General features: G+C 65.8%; 12 protein-coding genes. 8 read left to right on the forward strand and 4 right to left on the reverse strand.

Annotation, left to right across the window (positions count from 1 at the left end; translation table 11 throughout):
* Nucleotides 1-140 precede the first annotated feature (140 nt).
* The gene (mgrA, locus tag JIM95_RS09070; RefSeq protein ID WP_200258966.1) at nucleotides 141-1,244 is read left to right on the forward strand and encodes an L-glyceraldehyde 3-phosphate reductase; all 1,104 of its coding nucleotides are present in this window, start codon (nucleotides 141-143) and stop codon (nucleotides 1,242-1,244) included.
* 99 nt (nucleotides 1,245-1,343) lie between these two features.
* On the opposite strand, the gene JIM95_RS09075 is transcribed toward mgrA, so the two are convergent.
* The gene (locus JIM95_RS09075; RefSeq protein WP_200258968.1) at nucleotides 1,344-2,069 is read right to left on the reverse strand and encodes a LysE/ArgO family amino acid transporter; all 726 of its coding nucleotides are present in this window, start codon (nucleotides 2,067-2,069) and stop codon (nucleotides 1,344-1,346) included.
* 70 nt (nucleotides 2,070-2,139) lie between these two features.
* Here JIM95_RS09075 and JIM95_RS09080 point away from each other — a divergent pair, with 70 nt between their 5' ends.
* From JIM95_RS09080 to JIM95_RS09090, 3 genes are all read left to right on the forward strand, one after another.
* A complete protein-coding gene (locus tag JIM95_RS09080; protein ID WP_200258975.1) occupies nucleotides 2,140-3,018 on the forward strand; it encodes a LysR family transcriptional regulator ArgP in 879 nt (292 codons plus the stop codon).
* Between the two features lie 90 nt (nucleotides 3,019-3,108).
* Nucleotides 3,109-3,813, forward strand: coding sequence for an HNH endonuclease family protein (locus JIM95_RS09085; protein ID WP_200259436.1), 705 nt, complete (start codon nucleotides 3,109-3,111; stop codon nucleotides 3,811-3,813).
* 132 nt (nucleotides 3,814-3,945) lie between these two features.
* Nucleotides 3,946-4,866 carry a DoxX family protein gene (locus JIM95_RS09090; protein WP_200258978.1) on the forward strand — a complete coding sequence of 307 codons (921 nt, stop codon included), beginning with the start codon at nucleotides 3,946-3,948 and terminating at the stop codon, nucleotides 4,864-4,866.
* A gap of 393 nt (nucleotides 4,867-5,259) precedes the next feature.
* On the opposite strand, the gene ilvD is transcribed toward JIM95_RS09090, so the two are convergent.
* The 3 genes from ilvD to JIM95_RS09105 all read right to left on the reverse strand — a co-directional run bounded on the left by ilvD (nucleotide 5,260) and on the right by JIM95_RS09105 (nucleotide 9,524).
* Nucleotides 5,260-7,101, reverse strand: coding sequence for a dihydroxy-acid dehydratase (ilvD, locus tag JIM95_RS09095; protein ID WP_200258985.1), 1,842 nt, complete (start codon nucleotides 7,099-7,101; stop codon nucleotides 5,260-5,262).
* 80 nt (nucleotides 7,102-7,181) lie between these two features.
* Nucleotides 7,182-7,895: a PH domain-containing protein gene (locus tag JIM95_RS09100; protein ID WP_200258987.1), complete on the reverse strand. Its 714-nt coding sequence runs from the start codon at nucleotides 7,893-7,895 to the stop codon at nucleotides 7,182-7,184.
* 45 nt (nucleotides 7,896-7,940) lie between these two features.
* Complete coding sequence (locus JIM95_RS09105) at nucleotides 7,941-9,524, reverse strand: mechanosensitive ion channel family protein (RefSeq protein ID WP_200258999.1); 1,584 nt, start codon at nucleotides 9,522-9,524, stop codon at nucleotides 7,941-7,943.
* A gap of 467 nt (nucleotides 9,525-9,991) precedes the next feature.
* Between JIM95_RS09105 and JIM95_RS09110 the strand changes: the two genes are divergently transcribed.
* From JIM95_RS09110 to JIM95_RS09125, 4 genes are all read left to right on the forward strand, one after another.
* A complete protein-coding gene (locus JIM95_RS09110) occupies nucleotides 9,992-11,878 on the forward strand; it encodes an acetolactate synthase large subunit (protein ID WP_200259002.1) in 1,887 nt (628 codons plus the stop codon).
* A complete protein-coding gene (ilvN, locus tag JIM95_RS09115) occupies nucleotides 11,878-12,402 on the forward strand; it encodes an acetolactate synthase small subunit (protein WP_198737333.1) in 525 nt (174 codons plus the stop codon). The genes JIM95_RS09110 and ilvN overlap by 1 nt, the downstream gene beginning before the upstream one ends.
* Nucleotides 12,403-12,605: 203 nt before the next feature.
* Nucleotides 12,606-13,619: a ketol-acid reductoisomerase gene (gene ilvC, locus JIM95_RS09120; protein WP_200259005.1), complete on the forward strand. Its 1,014-nt coding sequence runs from the start codon at nucleotides 12,606-12,608 to the stop codon at nucleotides 13,617-13,619.
* A gap of 617 nt (nucleotides 13,620-14,236) precedes the next feature.
* Nucleotides 14,237-15,631: an MmgE/PrpD family protein gene (locus JIM95_RS09125; RefSeq protein WP_200259008.1), complete on the forward strand. Its 1,395-nt coding sequence runs from the start codon at nucleotides 14,237-14,239 to the stop codon at nucleotides 15,629-15,631.
* The last annotated feature ends 16 nt before the right edge of the window (nucleotides 15,632-15,647 follow it).

Below are 15,647 nucleotides of genomic sequence, written 5' to 3' on the forward strand. Positions count from 1 at the left end.
GGCGAGGGGACGATGACGGGCCCACGGATCCGCCATCCGGAGGAACACCGTGTGGTCGGGCCGACACCACTGCCTCCTTGTGGCGGAGATACACCGGGCCGGACATCGACAAGTGGCCGCACCGCGGGCACACTGGAGCCATGCCTTTCAATCCGGATGTCCAACCCACCTATCAGCCCGCACCGAACCGTTACCACGACGGCGTTCCCTACCGGACCGTCGGGCACTCGGGGCTGAAACTCCCGGTCGTCTCCCTCGGGATGTGGCACAACTTCGGTGATGACAAGCCGCTCGAGACACAGCGGGCCATCATCCACCGTGCCTTCGACCGTGGGGTCACCCATTTTGACCTGGCGAACAATTACGGACCGCCGAATGGTTCCGCCGAGGTCAACTTCGGCCGGATCCTCGACCGGGACTTCCGTGGCCTGCGGGACGAGATGATCATCTCGTCGAAGGCGGGCTGGGACATGTGGCCCGGTCCCTACGGGTTCGGTGGGTCGCGGAAGTATCTGATGGCCTCACTCGACCAGTCACTGGATCGCATGGGGCTCGACTACGTGGACATCTTCTACCATCACCGGCCGGACCCGGAGACTCCGTTGGAGGAGACGGTGTATGCCCTGCGGGACATCGTGTCCAGCGGTAAGGCGCTCTATGTGGGTGTGTCCAGCTACGGTCCGGAGCTTCTCACCGAGGCCGCCGGGATGATGGCGGAGGAGGGGTGTCCGCTGTTGATCAACCAACCCAGCTATTCCATCGTGAACCGTTGGGTCGAGGAGGCCGGGGAAGACGGTGACACCCTGCTCGAGGCCGCGGCCGACAACGGGGTCGGGACCATCGCGTTCTCCCCGCTCGCGCAGGGCCTGCTCACCGACCGCTACCTTGACGGAGTACCTGAGGACTCCCGTGCCGCCGCCCACAAGTCGTTGTCGAGCGACATGCTGAGCGAGGAGAACATCCGGATGATGCGGAGCCTGAACGACATCGCGCAGGAGCGGGAGCAGACCCTGGCACAGATGGCGGTGTCCTGGGTTCTGCGGGAGCAGGGACGCTACGGCGAACAGACGGTCACCTCGGCGCTCGTCGGTGCCTCCTCCGTCGAACAGCTCGACCAGAACATCGATGCCGCCCAGAACCTCACATTCACCGGTGCGGAACTGGCGGCGATCGACGAGATCGCGTCCGACGCCGGGATCAACATCTGGGCGCAGGCGACGAAGTCCAAGACCCGGGAGAAGTGAACTGACCTCACGCTGTCCGACATCTGACACACCGAGGGCCCCGATCCGGTGTGAGTCGGATCGGGGCCCTCGCATCGCTTCCGTGGCGTGTGGTGTCTCTCAGTGGAGGAGCAGTCGGACAGCGATGGCGATCATCACGATTCCGATGGCAATGTTGACGATCCGTGCCACGTCAGAGCGGGAGAGCGGACCGGAGAGCTTCTTCGCGCCGTATCCGATGCTCGGCATCCACATGGTCGACGCCGTCAGGGCTCCGGCGGCGAAGTACCAGCGTCCGATCTCGCCGTACTGGTTCGCTATGCCGCCGAGCATCACCACGATGTCGACGTAGGTGGCGGGGTTGAGCCACGTCATGGCGAGTGCCGCGAGAACCGGCTTGACCCAGGTCCGTGCCGGTGCGGTCCGTGTGGTGCGGACGGTGCGCTCAGCCACGGCAACCGAACCTTCTCCGGCTCCGGTTCCGGGGCCGGTTCCGTAGGTGTCCCCGGGGTGGGGGCCGGTGGGGACCTCCGGATCCTGACTGTCCCGGGTGAACGTGCCGTCACCGGGACGGAACGCGTCCCTGAACGACGTGAAGGCGAACCAGAGGAGATAGACGAAACCGAGGTACTTCATCACGTCCAGGATGATCGGCGCTTTGTCGATGATGACACCGACACCTGCGGTGGAGCCGATGATGAGCATCCATTCGGAGATCAGGCATACGGCGACGACCGCCCCGACGGCGGTCCGGCGAATCCCCTGTCGGAGGAGGAGAGTGTTCTGAGGTCCGATGGCGACGATGAGGGACAGTCCCATGAGGAATCCGTGGAGCGCGATGTTCATGCCGCCGATCGTGTCACCACCTGATCGTTAAGAAAAGTTAAAGTTTTTGAATGTACGTTAGAATTACTTCATGAATCCGATTCACCTGGCCACACTCCTCGCCGTCCTCGATGAAGGATCCTTCGAGGGGGCCGCAGACTCGCTCTCCCTGACACCCTCGGCGGTGAGTCAGCGGATCAAGGCGCTTGAGTCCCAGGCCGGACGGGTGCTGATCCGACGCACCAGTCCGACGTCCGCGACCGCCGCGGGGGAGGTGCTGGCCCAGGCCGCTCGTCGCATGGCCCTCCTGCAGGCGGAGACCGACGCACAGTTGCGGGGGAGGATCGCGCGGGTGCCCCTCAGCGTCGCCATCAACGCCGATTCCCTCGCCACCTGGTTCACCCCCGTGTTCGCTGATGTGGCGTCGTGGGATTCCGCCACCCTCCAGTTGCGCGTCGAGGATGAGGCCCACTCGCTCAAGCTGCTCCGGCGCGGTGACTGTCTGGGGGCGGTCACCCGCGAGCACGCTCCCGTCTCCGGATGCACCGTCAGTTCCCTCGGGGTGATGCGCTACCGTGCCGTCGCCAGCCCCTCGCTCCGTGACTCCTACACCGTCAACGGCCGTCTGGACTGGGCGGCCATGCCCGCGTTACGCTACGGGCCGAATGACAAAATCCAGGATTCAGACTTGACAGGCCGTGTTGACCAGACACCACGGCACCGGCGCATATCACAGATACCTTCCTCCGAGGGCTTCGTCGAGGCGGCCAGATCCGGACTCGGGTGGGGCCTCGTACCGGAGATCCAGGCCGCCAGGTACCTCGACTCCCGGGAGCTGGTGCTGCTCGATGAGCGGGTGTCCATCGTCCCGCTCTACTGGCAGCACTGGCGGCTGGAGTCCCCGCTGCTGCAGAAGCTCACAGATTCGGTCATCGCGGCCGCGGAAGAGGGCCTCGAACCCGTTTCGTGACCTTCCGGATCAGGACGTACGGTGCTACGGTAGCCGCTTGTGTGCAACACCGGATCCCCCAGGCGCGGTTTCACCCGGGTCGCCGTCGTCATGGTCCTCCTGATCACGGGAGCGGTGGTCCTGGTGTCCGTCCTGTGCGATGTCATGGAGGACCGCGCGGGTGGCGGTGATGACGGGCCCGGAGACGTGGGGGGAGCTCCCACGACCGACGGTTGGCCGGGTCCCCAGATCTACAGTGACATGCTGGCTGAACTCGTCGTGCGGGACCGTGGGCCGCTGACGGGGTACGCACGGGACGCATTCGGACAGCGGTGGAGCGACGACGTCGCGGTCGAACTCGGACACAACGGCTGTGACACCCGCGACGACATACTCGCCCGTGACCTCATACACGTCCGGTTCCGGCCGGGGACCCGGAACTGTGTCGTCGAATCCGGACTGCTGAACGACTACTACACCGGAACCCAGATCGATTTCGTCCGCGGATCCGCCACCGGTGTCACGGTCGAGGTCGATCACATCGTCGCACTGGCGGATGCGTGGATGAAGGGGGCGCAGGATCTCGATCCTGAGGTTAGACGCGCCTTCGCGAATGATCCCGACAACCTCATTGCGGTCTCCGGCCCGGTCAACCAGCAGAAGGGGGCCTCGGATGCCGCGACCTGGCTACCGCCGAACCCGGATTTCCGGTGTGAGTACGTCGAGCGCCAGATCGCCGTCAAACACCGCTACCACCTGTGGGTGACCCCCGCGGAACACGACGCACTCGCTGCCGTGTTGTCGACCTGTCACTGACCCGGGCCGCACGGGCGGGCACGGTCCGGGTCGCCGGGGCAGAGGACGATCTCGGGTGGGAGTGCCCCGAAATACCGACGCGCCCGAGGAGGTTACCGGCAAAAGTCCTGAGGCTCACATACTGTGCAAGGTATGAGCGACAACAATGACCCCCGTCCCGACCGGGCGGTACCCGGCGACTTCGACGACAACGACATCCCCACCTACGCCCCTCCGGGGTCCTCACCCGAGAATACCCGTGACTCCGTTTACGACCGAGCCGGTCGTGCCGCCCCACAGTCCATCGGTGCCGGAGCGGAGGACTCCGCGACCGCGGTGTTCCCGTCCCCGTCCCCCGAACACGTCCGGGAACCGGGTTCCGCGCAGCCGGAACAGGGTTACGCTGACTCTGACTTCGCCACGGAACAGCCCACGACCACGATGCCGGTGATGACCGGCACCCCGGCACCGGTGCAGCAGATCCCGACCCAGTCAGTTCCCGTCGACGCGGGCTACACCGGGGATCAGATTGAAGAGGATGAACCGGAAGCGAAGCGCGGCACGATGGACTTCGGGCTCTTCCTCATCCGACTCTTCTTCGGTGCAGCTCTGATCCTCCATTCGGTGTCCGTGTTCTTCCGGCTCGGTGCCGGCGGCGGAATCGCGGCGCTCGAGGAGCAGTTCTCGGGCTACGAGTTCGCGGGCTCCCTAGCCATCGCGGTACCCGGGGTGGAGCTCGCCGCAGGCATCCTCCTGGTTCTCGGCCTCGTCACCCCGCTCGCGGCGGCACTCGCCACCGTGGTCACCGCGTTCCTCGCTCTCCACCAGATCAACATCGGAGCCACCCCGGTCAACCCCTTCCAGTGGGGTGACGGGGTCCGCTTCGCGGTCCTGATGACCGTCATCGCAGTCGGACTCCAGCTCACCGGCCCAGGCCGCGTCTCCCTGGACTTCAGTCGCAGTTGGGCCCGTCGTCCGCTGTGGAGCTCCATCGTCTTCGCGCTGATCGGCATCGGCTGTGCTATCGGCCTCTGGTGGCTGGTCACCGGCGGTGCCTACCCGTTCACCGCCTGAAGACAGATCTCGACGAACGCTTCCGGCACAGAGTCGGTTTTCCGCGGCGGTCGCTCACCGGCACAAGGTGGGGGACCGCCGCGTTCCTGCGCGGGCTGCGCCTTCATGGAGCGGTTCAGCCCGTACCCGGAGCGACATCCCGATCCGCGAGGTCGAGAGACCGCGCAGCTGCGGCGGAGCGGCTCCATCCTGTCGGGGCACGGAGTTTCAACACACCACCGGGTTCCTGTACGCCTGGCCCAGGACCCACGGGAAACAGTCGGGAAAGCGCGCCGGTGGCTGCGGGGATATCACCGAGCCAGACCACCGTCCCGACCGGAGCCACCCAGAATCGGGCCGCGTTGTCCCCGGAAGCTGACGGGGCCCACCTTCCCCGCATCCGACCGTCTGGTGTCAGTCGACCTGACGGACCGCGCCCTTGTCCGCGGAGGTGGCCATCTTCGCGTAGGCACGCAGGGCCTTGCTCACCGTGCGCTGGCGGTTGACGGGCTGCCACGGCCTCTCGGAGGCGTTCATCTCCTCGCGACGACGCTCGATCTCGGCGTCATCGACATCCAGGGAGAGCAGACGCTGATGGATGTCGATGGTGACGGTGTCGCCGTCCCGGATCAGACCGATGAGTCCGCCGTGGGCAGCCTCGGGGGAGACGTGACCGACCGAGATGCCCGAGGAACCTCCGGAGAATCGACCGTCGGTGATCAGCGCACATTTCTTGCCCAGACCCGAACCCTTCAGGAAGGCCGTCGGGTGCAGCATCTCCTGCATACCCGGTCCGCCCGAGGGGCCCTCGTAACGGACGATGAGAACCTCACCGGGCTGGATCTCCCTCTTGAGAATGACGGAGACCGCCTCCTCCTGGGATTCCACGACCCGGGCGGGTCCGGAGAAGTGCCACAGCTCCTCATCAATGCCGGCGGCCTTGATGATTGCGCCGTCGGGTGCGAGGTTGCCCCGCAGGACCGCGAGGCCACCGTCGACCGTGTGGGCGTGTTCGACGTCGTGGATGCAGCCGTTGACCGCGTCGGTGTCGAGGGAATCCCAGCGGTTTTCCGTGGAGAATGGTTCGGTCGTCCGCACACCGCCCGGGGCGGCGTGGAACAGCTCGATCGCCTCGTCCGTGGCCTTCCCGCCCCGGATGTCCCAGGCATCCAGCCAGGACTGCAGATCCGGTGAGTGCACCGAATGGACGTCGTCGTGGAGCAGTCCACCACGGTGGAGTTCCCCGAGTATGGCGGGGATGCCGCCGGCGCGGTGGACGTCCTCCATGTGGTAGTTGGAGTTCGGGGACACCTTCGACAGGCAACCGACTCTGCGGGAGAGATCGTCGATGTCTGCGAGGTCGAAGTCGACCTCGCCCTCCTGTGCCGCGGCCAGAATGTGCAGCACGGTGTTCGTCGAGCCACCCATGGCCATGTCCAGCGACATCGCGTTGTTGAAGGCGTGCCTGGTCGCGATGGACCTGGGCAGGACGGAGGTGTCCTCCTCTCCGTAGTAGCGACGGCACAGTTCGACGATTGTTTCACCGGCTCGGGTGAACAGCTGCCGGCGGGCCTTGTGCGTCGCGAGTGTCGAACCGTTACCGGGCAGGGAGAGACCGAGTGCCTCGGTCAGGCAATTCATGGAGTTCGCGGTGAACATACCGGAGCAGGAACCACAGGTCGGGCAGGCGGATGCCTCGATCCGGGAGAGCCCCGGCGCATCGACGCCCTCGTTCGCGGACGCGGAGATGGCCGTCACGAGGTCCGTCGGAGCGTGTGCGATGCCGTCGACGACGACCGCCTTGCCCGCCTCCATCGGTCCACCGGAGACGAAGACGGTGGGGATGTTCAGTCGGAGGGCCGTGTTGAGCATGCCCGGGGTGATCTTGTCGCAGTTGGAGATGCACACCAGTGCATCAGCGGTGTGCGCGTTGACCATGTACTCCACCGCATCCGCGATGATCTCGCGACTGGGCAGGGAGTAGAGCATGCCGCCGTGGCCCATGGCGATACCGTCATCCACGGCGATGGTGTTGAACTCCTTCGGGACACCGCCCGCGGCCGTGATGGCCTCGGCGACGATGTCGCCGACGTTCTTCAGGTGTACGTGGCCCGGGACGAACTGCGTGTAGGAGTTCGCTATGGCGACGATGGGTTTACCGAAGTCGTTGTCCTTCATTCCGGTGGCGCGCCAGAGGGCGCGGGCACCGGAGGCGTTGCGACCGACTGTGGTGACTCTTGAGCGTAAGGGGATCATGGGGGCTGTCTTCTGCTTGTCAGGGCGGGTCAGGGTGTCCGTGGAAAGGAAAATGGTGGCTGTTCGATTTGATTCTTGATTCAGGAGTCGCCGGAGCGATTGTCTCCGTCGGCGTCACCGGGGTGGGTTTCGCCCTGCTCCCCGATGATGGGATTGCCCCCGGCGTCTGTCCGGTACCAGCCGCCGGGTTCCATGCCGCTGTGTCGTCTCGCTGCGGCACGCTCCTTCTTCGCCTGCTCGAGCTCCTCCTGTGCTGCGAGGATCTCCCGGGTCGCCTCCTCCCGGGTCTTGACGATCTGGTGGCCGTCCCGTCGCATCACCACGACTTTGTCGTCCGCGGCGTTACGGCCTGCGGCGATGACGTCGGGGATCCTGCCTCCCGAGGCGGCCGACAGGTCAGGCACCGTGTTGAAGGATACTCCGGGGAGGGTGAATTCCCGCCCGTCGTGAGAACGGGCGTGGGAGCTGCCTGTCCCGAAACGGATTCCGGCGAAGTCCTCCCAGCTGACGCTCTGCTCCGCCGAGAACGCATGGGTGGCGGTGATGCCGCGTGCATCGACGGTGGTGCGTGATCTCAGGGCCCAGTAGGCGTAGAAGAAGGGGAGCAGCAGAATCCAGAACAGGAACTTCGGTGCGGCTCCCACCGTGAGCAGGCTGGTCAGCAGCATCAGGCCGGCACCCAGGAGGTGTGTCCGGTCGGGCCGGAACACGGTGGCGGTGACCGGGGGCGTGCCGGTGGCTCCGTCGGTGTTGTCGCCGGTGTCGGGATCAGCGTCGGGGCTCGTGGAGGACATACCTGCCGATTCTATTGAATGGCCGGTACCGCAGTCACCTCGGGGTCAGCGGTTGACCGTCGTCCGGGTGCCGCCGTCGCCCGTTCGGCCCGTGGGACCGGCCGCGCCGGAGGTCGGGGAAGCCGTCGAGGTCGTGGGGGTCGCACCCGATTCCCCGGTCGGGCGGAATGCTGTTGTGGGGGATCCCTGGGTCGGCCGGCTATCGGGGGAGGGAACCACGCCGGTCAGAGACGATGGTGGTGTTGTCTCGTCGGATGAGGTGACCTTCGTTGTCGGGGCGGGGAGAATGTCCTCGGCCTCGGCGGCGACATCCGTCGGATCCAGGGTGAAGCCCTTGAAGAAGAGCAGGGCCACGAGGGCGACACAGAGTCCCGTCGTGGAGGGCCGCACCCGTCCCCCGAATGAGACGAGCTTCCGCCAGCCGGTCGAGTCGATGGCCGACGGGGACAGCACGGGGTGTTCCTCACCGTCCGGATCAGCCGGGGAACCGGTATCGGACGGATCACTGGTGGAGACATCGGAACGGGACCGGGCACTCTCGGATTCAGCGCGCTCGGCCCGGTGCTCGCTTGCCCCGGGGGTTCCCCCGCCTGCGGCTGCCCGGGTGGAACCGGAGCCCTTCACCGCGGTGTGGCCCTCACCGCTGTCCGTGATGTCTCCGGTGTCGGTCTGCGCCGCAGGCTCGGGAGCGTAGTCGACGTCGATGAGCGGGGAGCGGGTCAGTGCCCGTTCGAGCAGGGGCGCGTCGGCGTCGAGGGTGTTGCGGACGGCTCCGGAGATGGTTGTCGCGGAACCGTACTCCTTCCAGAACTCCTCGATGATCTTCGTCCTGATCGCGCGTTCGACGGCCCACTGGCGTGCGGGATTGACCTGCACGATGAAGCGCATGTTCACCATCCAGGGCATGCCGACCGTGTTCGGCTCCTCGACCCCCACAGCGGGGTGGACGTCGAGTTCACCGGTGACGTCCCTGGCGATACCCGGCTGCTCGAGTGCGCGGAGCGTCGCGTCCGTGGACCGTTTGACGGCGTCGTCGATCGAGTCGGAGCCGAGCAGGGGGATGGGCATGACGACGACGGCCCTGGCCCAGTAGTTGGAGTGGTTGATGCAGACCCGGGCGGTGGAGTTCGGGATGTTCACCGTTTCGCCGGCGAGGGTGCGTACACGCGTGGCCCGCATCGTGATCTGGATGACGTCACCCTCGACGTCGATCCCGGGGCCCTGGAACCTGACCCAGTCGCCGACACCGAACTGTTTCTCGGAGATGATGAAGAACCCGGCCAGGAAATCGGCGATGATCGACTGGGCACCGAGACCGACCGCCGCGGAGATCACGGTCGCGGGAATGGCGGCGCCGGCCAGCGGGACGCCGAGCTGTTTGAGCGCGGCGATCGAGAGGAAGAAGTAGGTGATCAGCTGGACGAGGTAGACGGCGGTGCCGACTATGGCCAGACGCTGCTTCGACTCCTGTTCCGCCGGATCGAGTCGACGGGTGATGAGCCGGATCGTGAGACGCCCGACCCTGGGCACGAGGAACGCGAGGACGACGAGGATGGCGAGTTCGATACCGGGGTCGATGATCCACTGCCACCAACTGGACAGAATGTAGGAGAGGGGGAAGGACGGCATGGGGAACAGGGTAACGCGGTTGACGGGGTGGCTTCAGCGTCGGAGTGGTGGGTGATTTCTCACCCCTGGGCCATGGAGTGGCGTCGACCGGAAGGATCGGGGTTTGTGCCCCGAATCACTGGTGGCACGGTGTTCCGCTGGAACGGGTCCCGTCCCATCACGTGGACGGGGGTATGGGATGGGGTGGCGTAAGTTGCCGTAACCTACCGGGGCCTGTGTAACATCTCGTGACATGACCAACATTCGACTTGTACCCGTAAGCAGCCGGCGTTTGCCGTAGCGGCCGTACAAGTCGTGAAGTCAAACGCCCTCGGCACCACCGCACAGACGGTGAGTGAACGGGGGTTTTGTTCATTCTCGCCCCTGTTGTCCCCGAAAACAACCGCCGGCACTCCCGGTGCCGGGGGCGGCGCCAGTACCCGCCTGATCGTATTTCACCGAGACCATTCCAAAAGGAGCCCGACGTCGTGAACGTGGCAGCTCGTCATCATCCCAGTCCCGCCATGCTGGCGAAGGACGCAGAACCGTCCGCCCCCGAGCGTATGACCGGAGCGCAGGCGATCGTCCGCTCACTCGAGGAACTCGGGGTGAATGTCGTATTCGGAATTCCGGGCGGTGCGATCCTGCCGCTGTACGATCCGCTCTACTCCTCGGAGAAGGTCCGGCATGTCCTCGTCCGGCACGAGCAGGGCGCCGGGCATGCCGCAGAGGGATACGCCCAGGCGTCCGGTGAAGTCGGTGTGTGCATCGCCACCTCCGGCCCCGGTGCGACGAACCTCGTCACGCCTCTCGCCGACGCACACCTCGATTCGGTCCCCGTCGTCGCCATCACCGGTCAGGTCGGCCACACCCTGCTGGGCACCGACGCCTTCCAGGAGGCCGATATCCGCGGCATCACGATGCCGGTGACCAAGCACAACTACATGGTCACGGACCCGAACCGGATCCCCGCCGCCGTGGCCGCGGCCTTCCATCTCGCCTCCACCGGTCGGCCGGGGCCCGTTCTCATCGACGTCCCGAAGGACGTCCAGAACGCCATGTGCGACTTCGTCTGGCCGCCCGAGATGTCGCTCGCCGGATACAAGCCCGTCACCACCCCGCACCACCGCCGCATCGAGGAGGCGGTCCGGATGATCGCAGCCTCCGAGCGCCCCTGCCTCTACATCGGTGGTGGTGTCATCAAGGCCGATGCGCACGCTGAATTGCTCGCCTTCGCCGAATACACCGGAATACCGGTCGTCACCACACTCATGGGGCTGGGTTCATTCCCTGACAGTCACCCGCAGCACATGGGTATGCCGGGGATGCACGGCAGCGTCTCGGCGGTTGCCACCATGCAACGCTCCGATCTGCTCATCACCATCGGTGCGCGCTTCGATGACCGGGTGACCGGTGACCTCGACAGCTTCGCCCCGGACGCCAAGGTGATACACGCCGACATCGACCCGGCCGAGATCTCGAAGATCCGCCACGCCGACGTCCCGATCGTCGGGGACGCCCGCGAGGTCCTGGACGCTCTGCTGACCATGTACCGCAAGCTTGAACTGGATCCTCCGGCAATCGACCGTTGGGTCTCCTACCTGAACGGGCTCCGTGACCGGTTCCCGCGTGGCTGGACGAGTAGTGGTGACGGCACAATCTCTCCCCAGTACGTCATCAACGCACTGTCCGGGGAGGTCGGGCCGGATGCCATCTACTGTGCCGGCGTCGGTCAGCACCAGATGTGGTCGGCCCAGTTCATCGACTACGAGAACCCCCGTACCTGGCTCAACTCGGGTGGTCTCGGGACGATGGGTTACGCCGTACCCGCGGCGATGGGTGCGAAGGCCGGTATGCCGGAAAAGGAGGTCTGGGCGATCGACGGCGACGGCTGCTTCCAGATGACCAACCAGGAGCTCGTCACCTGCGCCGTCGAAGGGTTCCCCATCAAGGTCGCGCTGATCAACAACGGGAACCTGGGTATGGTCCGTCAGTGGCAGACCCTGTTCTACGGGGGGCGCTACTCCAACACCCGACTGCGGAACCAGGGCGAGTACGTGCCCGACTTCGTCAAACTCGCCGAGGCCCTCGGCTGTGAGGCGATCCGTGTCACCCGTGAGGAGGACGTGATCCCGGCCATCCGGAGAGCCCGAGAGATCAACGACCGTCCCGTCGTCATCGACTTCATCGTCGGGGAGGATGCACAGGTCTGGCCCATGGTCGCCGCAGGGCACTCCAACTCCGACATCCAGTACGCCAAGGATCTGCGCCCGCTGTTCGACGAGGACTCGGCGGCGACTGCCCTGGCTGACGTCGAGAAGGCCATCGAAGGCAACGCGAACGACGCCGCCAAGCACACCGAGGAGAAGAACTGATGTTCCCGAAGAACCGCTACATCCTGTCAGTCCTCGTCGAGGACGTCGACGGAATCGTCTCGCGGATCGCGGGACTGTTCACCCGTCGTGGCTACCCGATCGCATCCATCGTCTCCGCGATCACCGACGTCGACGGCATCAACCGAATCACCATCGTCATCGACGGGGAACTGGGCGATGAGCACACGATTGAGCAGATCACCAAACAGCTCAACAAGCTCATCCCCGTGCTCAAGGTCGTCCGTCTCCCGGAGGAGAGCACCGTCGCCCGGGCGCTGATGATGGTCAAGGTATCCGCGGATGCCGGCAACCGGCCGCAGATCGTCGACGCCGCGAACATCTTCCGGGCGCGGGTCATCGACGTCTCTCCCGACGCCGTGGTCATCGAGGCGACCGGAACCCCGGGGAAGCTCGAGGCGCTTCTCGACGTCCTCGCCCCGTTCGGCATCCGTGAGATGATCCAGTCCGGTGAGATCGCCCTCTGCCGTGGCCCCAGGACCATGGCCCCCGCCAGCGGACGCTGACCCCGACGGGGAGCCCGGACGTCGATCCCCTCCGTATGCCCCCATGCGGTACCTCCACAGTCCACGGGGTTCCGCGCACAACCGCCCCATCCGGCACACCCGCCGCTGCACACGGGGAATGAACATCTAAGCTGGAACACATCGCATCCGATGCGTTTTTCGACCGATACATCTCAATTCGAGGAAAAGGAACACACAGCACCATGGCAATTGAAGTTCTCTACGACGATGACGCCGACCTGTCGATCATCCAGAACCGCAAGGTCGCGATCATCGGTTACGGTTCCCAGGGACACGCCCACGCGCAGTGTCTGCGGGACTCGGGTGTCGAGGTCTGCATCGGCCTCCGCGACGGCTCCAAGTCCGCGGTGAAGGCCCGTGAGGCCGGCTTCGAGGTCAAGTCGAACGCTGAAGCCTCCGAGTGGGCCGATGTGATCATGCTGCTCGCCCCCGACACCTCCCAGGCCCAGATCTTCACCGAGGACATCGAGCCCAACCTCGTCGACGGCAACGCCCTCTTCTTCGGTCACGGACTGAACATCCACTTCGATCTCATCGAGCCGGCCGACGGCATCACCGTCGCCATGGTCGCCCCGAAGGGCCCCGGCCACCTGGTGCGCCGTCAGTTCGTCGACGGCAAGGGCGTTCCCTGCCTCATCGCCGTCGACCAGGACCCCCGGGGCGAAGGTCACGACCTCGCGCTGTCCTACGCCGCTGCCATCGGAGGTGCCCGCGCCGGTGTCATCCCGACCACCTTCCGCGAGGAGACCGAGACGGACCTCTTCGGTGAGCAGGTCGTGCTCTGCGGTGGTCTCGAGTCCCTGATGATGCAGGGCTTCGAGGTTCTGACCGAGGCCGGTTACGCCCCCGAGATGGCCTACTTCGAGGTGCTCCACGAGATGAAGCTCATCGTCGACCTCATCTGGGAGGGCGGCCTCGCCAACATGAACTACTCGATCTCCGACACCGCCGAGTTCGGTGGATACGTGGCAGGTCCCCGCATCATCGATGCGGGCACCAAGGAGCGCATGAAGGAGGTCCTCTCGGACATCCAGGACGGCAGCTTCGTCAAGCGCCTCCTCGCCAATGTCGAGGGCGGCAACAAGGAGCTCGAGGGCATGCGTGCGAAGATCGCCGAGCACCCCATCGAGAAGACCGGTGTCAAGTTGCGTGATCTGATGAGCTGGGTCAAGAACCCGCTCGACGCCACCGCCTGATCCACCACCGGGCCGTTCCCGGCGCAGGAGTGTCCGACCCGCCCGCCAGCCGTCCACGACGGTTGGCGGGCGGGTCTTCTCTTCCGCTCCCGCCGCGTTCCCCGAACCCGGCCGGAGCGCGACGTGAAGGATGGAGCGATCGTGTGGGGGCAGAAAAAGGGGGTGATTCAGGGTTTCGATTTCCACTTCCGCGGAATGCTGGAGTAATGGGCTGTTCGGGGGTGTCCGGGGTGCGGTACTGGCACCTGCCGCGTTGCGGCGTCTTCGGCGGGCAGGGGGGCTGGTGTCGGCGGCACACGACATTCACGTCCGTTGAATTGTCCATGGTACGGGGTGCGGATGCAGTACTGACGGCGCGGGTACCGCTGCGGCGTCGTCCGGTATCCGGTGTCGGGCCGGGTGGGGATCGGGGTGATCGGGGGGTGTTTGACCAGATGAGATGCCCCCCGGGCGCGAGGTGACGCGGTACGGGGCGGGGATTACGTGGCGGGATCGGTGGTGCCCGTGTGGGGCGTTGACAGTTAACAGAACGCTCGTACTGTAAGGGTAGCCTTCCGAAACAGTGTGGGGTGCGGGACGGATGACCGGCCCGCCCGAGGCTGCCCCACCAGAAAGGTATGTACCCCGTGACCACGAACCGCACCGAAGTGCAGCAGATGGCGGACTTCGCCGCCAACGCCAGACTCGAGCAGATGTCACCCGAGGCGCTGGAGCAGCTGAAGATCCGCGTCCTCGACACCCTCGGCGTCGCCGTCGGCGCGCTGGACTCCGACGTTCTCGTCGCCATCCGTTCGCTCAACGACGATCTCGGCGGCAACGGACAGGCCACCCTCATCGGTGGCGGAAAGACGGCCGCCGACCTCGCGGCATTCCACAACTCCGCGGCGTCCCGATACCTCGACTTCATGGACGCGTACCTCGCCAAGGGGGAGACCAACCACCCCTCGGACAACATGGGTGCCGTCCTCGCCGCGGCCGAGGTCGCCGGCGCATCCGGCCGGGACTTCCTGACCGCCTTCGCCGTGGCCTACCAGATCCACACCCGGCTCTCCGACGTCGCGCCGGTGCGCGCGCTCGGCTTCGACCACACCACCCAGGGCGCCTTCGCGGCCGGCGCGTCCGCCGCGCTCGCCCTCGGCCTGGACGCCGACGGCATCGCCAACGCGGCCGCCATGACCGCCACCGCCAACGTCGCGCTCCGCGTCACCCGCACCGGCAACCTCTCCCACTGGAAGGGGCTGGCCTACCCGCACACCTCCAAGGAGGGCATGTTCTACGCCCTCCTCGCAGGCAAGGGCATCACCGGGCCCGAGGCCGTGTTCGAGGGCAACAAGGGTTTCAAGGCGCTCGCAGGCGACTACGAGCTCGACTGGTCGAAGGAGGACCTCGAGTCCGTCACCCGCACCATCATCAAGAAGTACAACGCCGAGATCCACTCCCAGTCCGCCCTCGAGGCTGCCCTGGAGCTCAAGGGGAAGCACGACTTCGATCCCGCCGAGATCAGGGAGGTGCGTCTGACCACCTTCGACGTCGCCTACTCCATCATCGGCGGCGGTGAGGAGGGCGACAAGCGCTCCATTCGCACCAAGGAGGAGGCCGACCACTCCCTACCGTGGATGCTCGCCGTGACGATTCTCGACGGGGAGCTCAACCCCGCCCAGTACGAGGCGAAGCGAATCGTCGCCGACGACGTGCAGACGCTCATGGGCAAAGTCACCATCACCCCGTCGGACGAGTTCTCCGACCGTTTCCCGAACGAGATGCCCGCCGACCTCGTCATCGTCATGAACGACGGTACCGAGTACCACGCCGTGGAATCCGCCTACGACGGCTTCCACTCCCAGCCGCTCGACTGGGACGGCGCGGTGGCGAAGTTCACCGCACTGGCCGAGCCCTTCACCGACGAGGCCCTGCGCACCGAGATCTGCGACACCGTCCACCGGCTCGATGAGGTCGCCGAGATCTCCGAGCTGACCGACCTGCTGGCCCGGGTCTCCACGACCCGCTCCTGACACCGCACCACCGACA

The organism is Corynebacterium antarcticum (assembly GCF_016595285.2).
Classification (GTDB): domain Bacteria; phylum Actinomycetota; class Actinomycetes; order Mycobacteriales; family Mycobacteriaceae; genus Corynebacterium; species Corynebacterium antarcticum.